This window comes from Achromobacter maghribensis (genome assembly GCF_057334215.1).
Map to the genome: position 1 here is coordinate 18,407 of NZ_JBHFII010000035.1, position 10,949 is coordinate 29,355.

Consider the following 10,949-nt stretch of genomic DNA (forward strand, 5'->3'; position numbering starts at 1 on the left):
CCGCTGCCGTTTCCGGGGTCGATGAAAAGTCCGGGGCGGGCCCCGATTCCGGCGGAAACGCCCGGCTGAAACATCTGCCGATCGGGCCCGCCGTCACAGGACGCTACGAATCGGTACAATGGCCGGCTGATTCCTCTGTTTTTTCCTGACCGTCATGAACGCTTCGACCCTGCCCGACGTAGAACAAGCCCGCTTCAATATGGTGGAACAGCAGATCCGCCCGTGGGACGTCCTGGACGCCAACGTGCTGCAAGCGCTGTTCGATGTGCGCCGCGAACAGTTCGTTCCGCCGGCCCTGCGCGCCCTGGCGTTTTCCGACCTGGAATTGCCGCTGGAAATCAACGCGGTCAATACCCGCCAGACCATGCTCGCCCCCAAGGTCGAAGCCCGCCTGGCGCAAGAACTGCAGCTGACCAAAGCCGACTGCGTGCTGGAAATCGGCACCGGCTCCGGCTACCAGGCCGCGCTGCTGGGCTATCTGGCCCAACAGGTCACCTCGGTTGAAATCGACAGCCGCCTGGTGACCTTCGCGCAGCAAAACCTGCAGATGAACAACGTCACCAACGTCAAGGTCGAAACCGGCGACGCCCGCAACGGCTGGGGCTCCACCGAATACGACGCCATCCTGGTAACGGGTTCCGTGCCGGTCGTGCCGGACGCGCTGAAGTACCAGTTGCGCGTCGGTGGCCGCCTGGTCGTGATCGTGGGCCAGGCCCCCGTCATGACGGCCTGTCGCATCACGCGCACCACCGCGGCCAGCTTCGAAACAGTGAACCTGTTCGAAACGGTCATCAAGCCGCTGCGTGGCGCCACGGTGTCCCAGTTCAAGTTCTAATCCCCCACCTTGCCGCCAGGCGCCTGCCCCCCGACGGGGCGCGCGCCTGCCAGGGCAGCCCGGCGTATCGTTGAAAATCATGCGCGTCCGATTGCTTACGGCTTTACTGGTTTTTACCTCTGCCGCAAGCGTCGGTCCGCTGCCCGCATTCGCGCAAAACCTGATCCAGGTCTGGCAGGCCGCGCTGGGCAATGACCCCGCCTACGCCGCCGCCCGCGCCAGCTACCGAGCCGGCCTGGAAAAAGAACCGCAAGCCCGCTCACTGCTGCTGCCCCTGATTTCCGCCGAAGCCGGCGGGGCCTACCAGGAAACGCGCAGCACCCGCGGCCTGGGCGTGTCGTACAGCGGCGGACGCGGCGTCTGGGACCTGGCGCTGACCCAGCCCCTGTTCGACTGGGGCCGCTGGCAAAACTACGAACAATCCAAGCTGATCGTCGCCGACGTCGAAGTGCAGCTTCAGCAGGCCTATCAAGACCTGCTGCTGCGCGTGGCCGACGCCTACTTCAACGTGCTCTACGCGCAGGACACGCTGACCGCCACCGAGGCCGAAAAGGCCGCCGTGGCGGGACAGCTGGAGTCCGCCAAGCGCAACTTCGAACTGGGCAACGCCACCGTCACCGACACCTACGAGGCGCAGGCGCGCTACGACCTGGTGGTGGCGCAGGAACTGCGCCTGCAGAACGACCTGGACGTGCGCCGCGACGAGCTGGCCAAGATCATCGGCACGCAGCCGGGCGCCCTGGCCGAGCTGCCCTACGGCGTGCGGCTGCCGTCGCCTGCGCCCGCCCGCGTGAACGACTGGAGCACCCAAGCCGAATCCTCCAGCCTGGAGGTACTACGCGCGCAGCTCCTGACCCGCATCGCGGGCCGCGAGATCCAGATCGCCAAGAGCGGGCACTACCCCACCCTGAACCTGCGTGCCACCAGCGGCAGCGCCAGCGACGCCATCATGCGTAACGCGGCGCCGGGCAAGCCGATCGACAACACGATCGGCGTGGTTCTCTCCATACCGCTGTACGCGGGCGGCGGTGTGTCGTCGCAAGTCACCGAGAAAGTGCAGCTGGAACAAAAAGCCCGCCACGACTTCGAAACCACGCGCCGCCAGGCTGTCCAGGCTGCACGCCAGTACTACACCGGCGTCACCAGCGGCCTGGCCCGCATCCAGGCCCTGGAAGCCGGCGAGAAGTCCAGCCGCGCCGCCGTGGAGGCCAACCGCACGGGCTACGAAGTCGGCGTTCGCATCAACCTGGACGTGCTCAACGCGCAGCAGCAGCTGTACGCCACCCAACGCGACCTGGCGCTGGCGCGCTACAGCACCGTGCTGTCCGGCCTGCGCCTGAAGGCCGTCAGCGGCATCCTGGCCGAGACCGACCTGGAAGCCATCAACCGGCTGTTGCGGGACCCCCGCTGACCGCCGGCGCAATCCGGACGGCAAGATGAAAAAAGCGGCCCGCAAGGCCGCTTTTTCGTATTCCCCGCACGCCGGTCAGGCGCCCTGGATCTTCTTCACCAATGCGGTGGTCGAACGTTCGAATTCAAACGGGATGGCCACCGCGCGGCCGCCCCAGGTCTTTACCAAGGCGGTCTCGGGCAGTTTTTCCATGTCGTAGTCGCCGCCTTTGACGATCAGGTCGGGCTTGAGCTCGCCGATCAGCGCCTCCGGCGTATCTTCGTGGAACGACGTGACGACGGTCACGAAACCCAGCGCGGCAAGCAGCGCGGCGCGGTCTTCCATGCGATTCAGCGGGCGCTCGGACCCTTTGCCCAGGCGGCGCACCGATTCATCGGTGTTCACCGCCACCACCAGCGTCGCGCCCAGTTGGGCGGCCTGGTCCAGATAGGTCGCGTGCCCGCGGTGCAGGATGTCGAAGACGCCGTTGGTGAACACCAGCGGCCGCGGCAAGCGGCCGGCAGCGACGGCGGCGACGCATTCTTCGCGGGACAGGACTTTGGATTCGAAACGGGCGGCGGACATGCGGCGATTATATCCGCCCGTCCGCCGCCCCACGCAGCAAGCGGGGCGGCTCAAGGCTCGCCCCGCAATGCCTGGCAATCAGGCGCCGGCGAGGATGATCTTCTTTTCCTTGGGCACCACCAGCGCGGTCATTTCCTTGCGGTAGCGGTTCAGGTCCTTCACCGTTTCAAAGCTGCGATCCATCAGCTTGGACAAGATATGCAGGATCCGGCTGGCGACCTTCTGTTCCCAGATGCCGTCAAAGCGGATCTGCGTATCCAGCCAGTGCTCCAGCCAGCCCGGCTCCGGCAGGCGGGACTGCACCGTGTCGTTGGGGAACAGGTCCTTGTTCACGTGCAGGTTGGTCGGGTGCAGCGCCTGCTGGGTACGGCCGGCGGACGCCATCAGCACGCCGATTTTCGAAAACGCCAGACGGGCCTGTTCGCTCGTGTCCTCGCCGCGGTCATGCAGCGCACGGCGCATGTACTGCAGGTAGGCGCCGGCGTGGCGGGCTTCGTCTTGCGCAACGGTCTTGTAAATGGCCTTGATGACGGGTTCCGTGTGCCATTCGGCGGCGCGGCGGTACCAGTGATTCAGGCGGATTTCGCCGCAGAAGTGCAGCATCAGGGTTTCGAGCTCGGGCGCGGCGTCGAATTCAAAGCGCACGTTGTGCAGTTCTTCCTCGGTCGGGACCAGGTCCGGGCGGAAGCGGCGCAGGTATTCGATCAGCACCAGCGAATGCTTCTGTTCTTCAAAGAACCACACCGACATGAACGCGCAGAAATCACTGTCGCCGCGATTGTCGCGCAGGAACATTTCCGTGGCCGGCAAGGCCGCCCATTCGGTGATGGCGTTCATCTTGATCGTGTGGGCTTGCTCGTCAGAGAGCTTGCTGCGATCGAAATCCCCCCAGGGGATGTCGTGGGCCATGTTCCAGCGCACGGCTTCCATGGTCTTGAAGAGTTCAGGATAAAGCATGGTCTGCCCTTGTATTCGTCCCGCTAGTGGGGCGATAGAAATTAATGAATGGCGCGCGCGTCTCTTTCGGCGTGACGCTGCATTCATCCACCGCAGCGCTATTTTTCGCCGTCTCCCGCGAAGCTATGATGACCGTTTCATGAATGAAACATGACAGAGTTCGTCTAGATCATCGCGCCGCCTATCGGGTCAAGGCCCATATTGCGACCCCGATCGCAAGGGCCAGCACCCCAACCAGCGCTGCAACCAGCCGGTTGTTTTGTTCCTGGGCGCGCCGCAGGTGAATCATCTCGGCCAGCAGCGCAGGCGAGACATTCGGGCGGCTCAGGTGGTCATGGACCAGCCTGGGCAAGGCTGGCAGCATCTGAGACCACTGCACGGCTTCCTTTTCCAGGCTCTGACGCAAACCCTTGAATCCGACGCGCTGACGCATCCAGCGTTCCAGATAGGGCTTGGCAGTCTTCCAGAGATCCAGGTTGGGATCAAGCTGGCGACCCAATCCCTCGACGTTCAGCAACGTCTTCTGCAACAGCACCAGTTGGGGCTGGATCTCCACATTGAAACGACGCGACGTCTGGAACAGGCGGAGCAGCACTTGCCCCAGCGAGATCTCGGACAACGGCCGGTCAAAGTACGGTTCGCAAACGGCGCGCACGGCGCCTTCCAGCTCTTCTTCACGCGTATCCGCGGGCACCCACCCCGATTCGATGTGCAATTGCGCCACGCGCCGGTAGTCGCGATGGAAGAAGGCCAGGAAATTCTGCGCCAGGTAGTTCTTGTCGAACTCGGACAGCGACCCGACGATGCCGAAGTCCAGCGCGATGTAGCTGCCCAGCGTATCGGGGCGGTCCGACACGTAGATGTTGCCCGGGTGCATGTCGGCGTGGAAGAAGCCGTCGGTGAAGACCTGCGTGAAGAAGATCTCGACGCCGGTACGCGCCAGGGTCGGAATGTCGATGCCCGCCGCGCGCATGCGTTCCACCTGGCCCACCGGCATGCCGTACATGCGCTGCATGGTGAACACCGTGGATGCCGTGTATTCCCAGATGACTTCGGGCACGATCAGCATGTCGCCACGGCCCGATTCGGGGCCGAAGTTGCGGCGCAGCTGGCTGCAGTTGGAGGCCTCGCGCACCAGATCCAGTTCGTCGTGCAGGTATTTATCGAATTCGGCCACGACCTCGCGCGGCTTCAGGCGACGGCCATCGGCGCCCAGGCGCTCGATGATGCGCGCCACGATCTTCAGCAGCGACAGGTCTTTTTCGATGATGCTCAGCATGCCCGGGCGCAGCACCTTCACCGCGACCTCGCGGCCGTCGTGCAGCACCGCGAAGTGCACCTGGGCGATCGAGGCCGACGCCACCGGGTCCACGTCGAACTGCGCGAAGAGCTTTTCGGGCGGCGCGCCCAGCGCCGCTTCGATGCAGGCCGCGGCCTGGGCCGACGGGAACGGCGGCACGCGGTCTTGCAGCAGCGCAAGTTCGTCGGCGATGTCGGCGGGGATCAGGTCGCGACGGGTGGACAGCACCTGCCCGAACTTCACGAAAATGGGGCCCAGCGATTCCAGGGCCAGACGCAGGCGCTGCCCGCGCGGCTGGCGCGGGCGGGTGCCCAGGCGGATGACGCGCAACAGGCAGGTGGCCAGCGGATGGTTCAGGCTGGAGAGCACCAGCTCGTCCAGGCCATAGCGCAACGAAACCAGGATGATGCGGAACAGGCGCAGCAAGGGGAACATGGATCAGGCGCCCCGCTTTGCACTGGCGGCCGCCAGACGGGTTTGCAGCGCGGTGGCCGAGCGCGCCAGTGCATCGGCGCGGGCGTTCAGCTCGGCAAGATCCAGGCGCCATTGCTCAAGCGCCGGGCGGCCCGTCAGCACGCCGCTTTCTTCCGACAGGTATTCAGACACGTTCTCGGCCAGGCGGCGGCCCGCCGTGCGCGCGCCGTCGGTAGCCGCGCGGGCCCCGCCCACGATGCGCAGCGCGGCAATATCGCCCACCACCCGGGCCAGGGCGTCTTCCGGGTCCCAGCGCAATTGCTTGGACAGGTCCGCCACCACCTGCGCCAACGCCGCATCCCCCGAAATGTGGGTAGCCTCGGCGAAGTCGGGCGTCTCGCGGTCCGCGCCCAGGCGCGGCAGCGGCAGCTTTTCCGGGGCGACGGTCAGCGTCACGTCGGGCACCACGGCCGGGTCGGCCTGGGCTGCCAGGCCCTCGCTGTCGATCGTCAGGCCCAGGGTGAAGCCCCCAAGCGCGAAACGCACGGTTTTGCCGGCGTGGCGCGCCAGGCGCTCGCGCGCCCAGTCCTCGCGCCGCAACAGGGCGTTGAGCGCGCTTACAGCCAGTCGCGAGGGTGTGGGCAGGAACGAAAAAGGCAGCATGACGGTCTGCAACGGCCCCGGTGGCCGGGGTTGCCGAAGTTAATGGGTAAATCGGGAGTGTAACGGGTTAGATGGGCGCGTGTTTTGCGGCAGGACATGGAAAAACCGGCCCTTGGAGGGCCGGTTCAAGCAGATGCCTTGCGGCATCCGCAACGGAGGCGGGATTCGGACCCGGCCGGCCAGCCTTAGCTGGCGAGATCCACCGGGATCTGCTGGATGCCGGCCAGCAGCCAGCCGCCGTTCGCCGGCTTGAACAGGTTCCAGACTTCTTCGAAGCGGAAGGCCTCGGTGCCCGGGGCTTCGCGCAGCATCCCGGAGAAGCGCACGCTGGCCAGATGGCCGTCGGACACGGTTTCGATGCCCAGCATTTCAGCGTTCAGCAGGACCACTTCGGTCTTGTTGGGCGCGGCGCCGCGCTCGGCCAGTTGCGGCTTGAGCTCGGTGATCAGGTCATCGGTCAGGAAGTCGCGCAGGCCATCGGTGCTGCCACTGTCCCAGACGGCCTGGATGCGGACGAACTGCTCCTTGGCCTGCTTCAGGAAGTTGGGCGTATCGAAATCGCCCGGCACGAACCAGTTGCTGTCCTCGCCGGCCTTGGGCAGCGCGGCGGGCGTGGCCACCGGCGCGGCGGCCACGGAGGCAGCAGCAGCGGCGGGCGCGGCGGCAGCCGGCTTCAGCGCTTCACGCCATGCGGGCTGCTGTTGCTGGCCCGGTGCGTTGTTGGCGCCGTTGAACGCGCCTTGCGTCGCGGTGCGCGGCGCGGCGCCACGCAGGCGGCGGATGATGAACATGACGGCGAACACGACAGCGGCGATCAGCAGCGCGGAGCCGAGGAATTCGGCGAACGCGCCCGACAGGCCCATGCTGGACAGCAAGGCGGCGATGCCCAGGCCAGCAGCGATGCCGGCGATGGGGCCGAGCCAGCGCGATGCGCCGCTCTTGGCGGCGGCGCCCGCAGCGCCAGCCGTGGCTGCGCCGGCGGCTGCCGGGGCGGCGGTGGCGCCTGCCGTATTGCTACCGGCGGCCGGAGGCGTCGTAGCCTGGCGTTGCTGGGTCACATTGGTGGATTGACGGCCGACGCTGCTGCCGCCGCCCGCACGACGGGCTTCGGCGTCAAAGGACGCCGTCACCAACGCCGCGCCGGAGATGGCGATGAGCGCCGCGGCGACAAACCGCGAGAAACAGAATTTGGTCATAGAGTTTTGCTCCCTCGTACTCGCGCCCCCGCTGCCCCGAGCAGTGGGGAGTCCCACGGACAGCGGGACCATAGTCGCGACTTTTCTTACAGTAATCTGAATGACGTAAGAATAACGGACAAGACGCCCGCCCACAAGTTCCCTGTGGGGTGGCGAAACATCCTATGGACACCCTGGATTCAGCCCAGGCGCACGCCCTCGTGCAGCGCGGCAATGCCGGCGGTCAGGTTGAAGTACTGCACCCGCTCCAGGCCGGCGGTGCGCAGCATGTCAGCCAGGGTTTCCTGGTCGGGATGCATGCGGATGGATTCCGCCAGGTAACGGTAGCTGGCCTCGTCGTTGGCGATCTTCTTGCCCAACCACGGCAGCACGTTGAACGAATACCAATCGTAGGCGGGCGACAGCGGCTTGGCCACCCGCGAGAATTCCAGCACCAGCAACTTGCCGCCCGGCTTCAGCACGCGGGCCATTTCGGCCAGGGCCCGGTCTTTGTGGGTCATGTTGCGCAGGCCGAAGGCCACGCTGACGCGGTCGAAGTAGCCCGTCGGGAACGGCAGGCGCTCGGCGTCGCAGACGGCGGTGGGCAGCAGCAGGCCCGCGTCGGTCAGGCGGTCGCGGCCCACGCGCAGCATGGAATCGTTGATGTCGGTCAGCCAGACTTCGCCCGTGGGGCCGGCGCGCTTGGCGAAGGCACGGGCCAGGTCGCCCGTGCCGCCAGCAATGTCCAGCACCTTCATGCCGGGGCGGATGGCGGCGCGGCCGATGGTGAAGGCCTTCCAGACGCGGTGCAGGCCGGCGGACATGAAATCGTTCATGACGTCGTAGCGCTGAGCAACCGAATGGAAGACTTCAGCCACTTTGCGGGCTTTTTCGCCTTCCGGCACCGTTTGGAAGCCGAAATGCGTGGATTGCGGGTTGGAGTCGGCGGAATGTTGCGATTCGGAGGGGTTTTGCATGGTGAAATTCCCGATATATCGTTCAATGGTAGCCTATCGGGCACCGGGCGGCGGCCACTGAACCTGCCCCGGCGGCACCTCTCGGTCACATACCTGAAATATTGCGGCCATACTATCGCAATGTTCGCGCCGCGCCGGCGCTCCGAAGTGTGCCAAATTCGCCATGTCCAGCACTATCCTCGTTGTCGAAGACGAACCCGCAATCCAGGAACTGATCGCCGTCAACCTGTCTTTCGCGGGGCACAAAGTGTTGCGCGCCTTCGACGCGGACCAGGCCCAGACCCTGATCCGCGCCGAACTCCCCGATCTGATCCTGCTGGATTGGATGCTGCCCGGCACGTCCGGCCTGGCCATGGCGCGCAAGCTGCGCAACGACGAACGCACCCGCGCCGTCCCGGTCATCATGCTGACCGCCAAGGGTTCCGAGCAAGACAAGGTCGACGGCCTGGAAGCTGGCGCCGACGACTACATCACCAAGCCTTTCTCGCCGAAAGAGCTGATGGCCCGCATCAAGGCCGTGCTGCGCCGCCGCGCGCCCCAGTTGACCGACGACGTGATCGACGTGGGTGGCCTGAAACTGGATCCGGTGACGCATCGCCTGTCGGGCAACAGCCAATCGCTGCAGATCGGCCCCACCGAATTCCGCCTGCTGCATTTCTTCATGACCCACCCCGAGCGCGTGTTCTCGCGGTCGCAGCTGCTGGACCAGGTCTGGGGCGACCACGTGTTTGTCGAAGAACGCACCGTGGACGTCCATATCCGCCGCCTGCGCAAAGCGCTGGAGCCCAGCGGCCATGACGCGCACGTGGAAACAGTGCGCGGCAGCGGTTACCGGTTTACGGCCCAGCTCCCGACGCGGTAAAACTGCCGCACGATGATCTGGCTGCGCACACTTTTCCTGGTCGCCCTGTGGGCGGTGATTTCACTACTGGCGCAATGGCTCATAGGAGACCCGGCGGGCTGGATCGTGTTTTCGGCCGTGCTGGCCGTCATGCTGCTTTGGCGCAGCTGGAGGCTGACGCTGGTCTCGCAATGGGCCCACCACCCGGACACCTCTCCCCCCGCCTCCGTCGGGCCGTGGGACGACATTCTCGCCCCCCTCTACCGCTATACCCGCGCCCGTGCCCGCGAGCTGGCCGAAACCCGCGACACCATGCAAGGCATGCTGGCCGCCGCCCAGGCGTTGCCGGACGGCGCGGTCACGCTGAATGCGGACTTCCAGATCGACTGGTGCAACCGCATGGCGCGCCAGCACCTGGGCCTGCGCCTGCCGGCCGACCGCGGCCATAACCTGCTGAACCTGCTGCGCGCGCCGGAATTCGTGGAATACGCGCATCGCCCGGCCTGGCCCGAACCCATCCTGGTGCGCCTGGGCCAGAACGGCCAGGAACGCCTGATGATGATGCAGCTGACGGCTTACGCCAGCAATCAGCGCCTGCTTATCACCCGCGACGTCACCCAGATCGAACGCCTGGAAACCACGCGCCGCGATTTCGTGGCCAACGTCTCGCACGAACTGCGCACGCCGCTGACCGTGCTGGCCGGGTTCCTGGAAACGCTGCGCGACATGCCGGCCGACGCGCTGCCCGAAGAACAGCGCGCGCAGTACATCGACATGATGCACGAGCAGGCCCAGCGCATGCAGGCCATCGTGGAAGACCTGCTGACCTTGTCCACGCTGGAATCTTCGCCGGGCAGCGATCCGCGCGCCATCAACATGGGCGCGTTGCTGCAGAAGGCGCGCCAGCAGATCGAAGCGCTGTCGGGCGGACGCCACGTGCTGGAATGGCATATCGACGACACGCTGGACGTGCTGGGCGCCGAAACCGAGCTGACCTCAGCGCTATCGAACCTGCTGACCAACGCGGTGCGCTACACGCCGGACGGCGGCACGATCACGGTGCGCTGGGAACGTGAAGCGGACGGCGGCGCGCGCTACAGCGTGCAGGACACCGGCATCGGCATCCCCGCCCGCCACCTGCCGCGCCTGACGGAACGGTTCTACCGCGTGGACCGCGGCCGCTCGCGCGCCGTCGGCGGCACCGGTCTGGGCCTGGCGATTACCAAACACATCGCCATGCGCCACGACGCCGAACTGCTCATCACCAGCGAACCCGGCAAGGGCAGCGTCTTCGCGCTGCGCTTTCCGGCCGAGCGCATCGCCATCGACGAGCCGACGTAAGGCCCGGCCAGGCCGCGACCATCCGCGCCGCAGCCGTGGCGCGGATGGTAAATTCCCGGCCATGCGCATCCTGGTCATCGAAGACGAACCCAAACTGGCCGACTACCTGAAGAAGGGCCTGTCGGAGCAAAGCCATGTCGTGGACCTTGCCCGCGACGGCGTCGACGGGCTGCATCTGGCGCTGGAAGGCGCCTACGACCTGATCGTGCTGGACGTGATGCTGCCGGGCGTGGACGGCTTTGGCATCCTGGCTTCGGTGCGCGCGCAGAAAGACACCCCCATCCTGATGCTGACCGCGCGCGACGCGGTGGAAGATCGCGTGCGCGGCCTGGAAGGCGGCGCCGACGACTACCTGGTCAAGCCCTTCGCGTTTTCCGAGCTGCTGGCGCGCGTGCAGGCGCTGCTGCGCCGCGGACGCACGCAGGAACCCACGCTGCTGCGGCTGGCTGACCTGGAACTGGACCTGGGGCG

At 66.1% G+C, this 10,949-nt stretch carries 10 protein-coding genes and 1 pseudogene; 5 read left to right on the forward strand and 6 right to left on the reverse strand.

Annotation, left to right across the window (positions count from 1 at the left end; translation table 11 throughout):
* The first annotated feature begins 154 nt into the window (after positions 1-154).
* Entirely contained in the window at positions 155-835 is a 681-nt protein-coding gene (locus tag ACE039_RS14455) for a protein-L-isoaspartate O-methyltransferase family protein (protein WP_105559465.1), read from the forward strand.
* 79 nt (positions 836-914) lie between these two features.
* Complete coding sequence (locus ACE039_RS14460) at positions 915-2,246, forward strand: TolC family outer membrane protein (protein WP_332007424.1); 1,332 nt, start codon at positions 915-917, stop codon at positions 2,244-2,246.
* Between the two features lie 75 nt (positions 2,247-2,321).
* Here ACE039_RS14460 and ACE039_RS14465 read toward each other — a convergent pair whose 3' ends face one another.
* From ACE039_RS14465 to ubiE, 6 genes are all read right to left on the reverse strand, one after another.
* Positions 2,322-2,810 (reverse strand): adenylyltransferase/cytidyltransferase family protein, encoded by a 489-nt coding sequence (locus tag ACE039_RS14465; protein WP_105559466.1) that lies wholly within the window; start codon positions 2,808-2,810, stop codon positions 2,322-2,324.
* Between the two features lie 78 nt (positions 2,811-2,888).
* Positions 2,889-3,767, reverse strand: coding sequence for a ferritin-like domain-containing protein (locus tag ACE039_RS14470; RefSeq protein WP_448709403.1), 879 nt, complete (start codon positions 3,765-3,767; stop codon positions 2,889-2,891).
* 181 nt (positions 3,768-3,948) lie between these two features.
* Positions 3,949-5,502, reverse strand: coding sequence for a ubiquinone biosynthesis regulatory protein kinase UbiB (gene ubiB / locus ACE039_RS14475; RefSeq protein ID WP_105559468.1), 1,554 nt, complete (start codon positions 5,500-5,502; stop codon positions 3,949-3,951).
* A gap of 3 nt (positions 5,503-5,505) precedes the next feature.
* Positions 5,506-6,144, reverse strand: a complete 639-nt coding sequence (locus tag ACE039_RS14480; protein WP_105559469.1) for a ubiquinone biosynthesis accessory factor UbiJ — start codon at positions 6,142-6,144, stop codon at positions 5,506-5,508.
* Positions 6,145-6,329: 185 nt separating this feature from the next.
* Positions 6,330-7,340, reverse strand: coding sequence for a Tim44 domain-containing protein (locus tag ACE039_RS14485; protein ID WP_310034099.1), 1,011 nt, complete (start codon positions 7,338-7,340; stop codon positions 6,330-6,332).
* A 179-nt stretch (positions 7,341-7,519) separates the two neighbouring features.
* Entirely contained in the window at positions 7,520-8,296 is a 777-nt protein-coding gene (gene ubiE / locus ACE039_RS14490; protein ID WP_105559471.1) for a bifunctional demethylmenaquinone methyltransferase/2-methoxy-6-polyprenyl-1,4-benzoquinol methylase UbiE, read from the reverse strand.
* Positions 8,297-8,459: 163 nt separating this feature from the next.
* Here ubiE and phoB point away from each other — a divergent pair, with 163 nt between their 5' ends.
* The 3 genes and pseudogenes from phoB to ACE039_RS14505 form a co-directional block, all read left to right on the forward strand.
* The gene (phoB, locus tag ACE039_RS14495; protein ID WP_006227196.1) at positions 8,460-9,158 is read left to right on the forward strand and encodes a phosphate regulon transcriptional regulator PhoB; all 699 of its coding nucleotides are present in this window, start codon (positions 8,460-8,462) and stop codon (positions 9,156-9,158) included.
* Positions 9,159-9,170: 12 nt separating this feature from the next.
* Positions 9,171-10,478: a phosphate regulon sensor histidine kinase PhoR gene (gene phoR / locus ACE039_RS14500; protein WP_105559472.1), complete on the forward strand. Its 1,308-nt coding sequence runs from the start codon at positions 9,171-9,173 to the stop codon at positions 10,476-10,478.
* Between the two features lie 61 nt (positions 10,479-10,539).
* Positions 10,540-10,949, forward strand: a pseudogene (locus ACE039_RS14505) (response regulator); the annotation flags it as partial.

Coding starts and splice junctions, on each gene's coding strand:
- ACE039_RS14455 (WP_105559465.1), top strand. CDS start 155: ATGAACGCTTCGACCCTGCCCGACGTAGAACAAGCCCGCTTCAATATG.
- ACE039_RS14460 (WP_332007424.1), top strand. CDS start 915: ATGCGCGTCCGATTGCTTACGGCTTTACTGGTTTTTACCTCTGCCGCA.
- ACE039_RS14465 (WP_105559466.1), bottom strand. CDS start 2,810: ATGTCCGCCGCCCGTTTCGAATCCAAAGTCCTGTCCCGCGAAGAATGC.
- ACE039_RS14470 (WP_448709403.1), bottom strand. CDS start 3,767: ATGCTTTATCCTGAACTCTTCAAGACCATGGAAGCCGTGCGCTGGAAC.
- ubiB (WP_105559468.1), bottom strand. CDS start 5,502: ATGTTCCCCTTGCTGCGCCTGTTCCGCATCATCCTGGTTTCGTTGCGC.
- ACE039_RS14480 (WP_105559469.1), bottom strand. CDS start 6,144: ATGCTGCCTTTTTCGTTCCTGCCCACACCCTCGCGACTGGCTGTAAGC.
- ACE039_RS14485 (WP_310034099.1), bottom strand. CDS start 7,340: ATGACCAAATTCTGTTTCTCGCGGTTTGTCGCCGCGGCGCTCATCGCC.
- ubiE (WP_105559471.1), bottom strand. CDS start 8,296: ATGCAAAACCCCTCCGAATCGCAACATTCCGCCGACTCCAACCCGCAA.
- phoB (WP_006227196.1), top strand. CDS start 8,460: ATGTCCAGCACTATCCTCGTTGTCGAAGACGAACCCGCAATCCAGGAA.
- phoR (WP_105559472.1), top strand. CDS start 9,171: ATGATCTGGCTGCGCACACTTTTCCTGGTCGCCCTGTGGGCGGTGATT.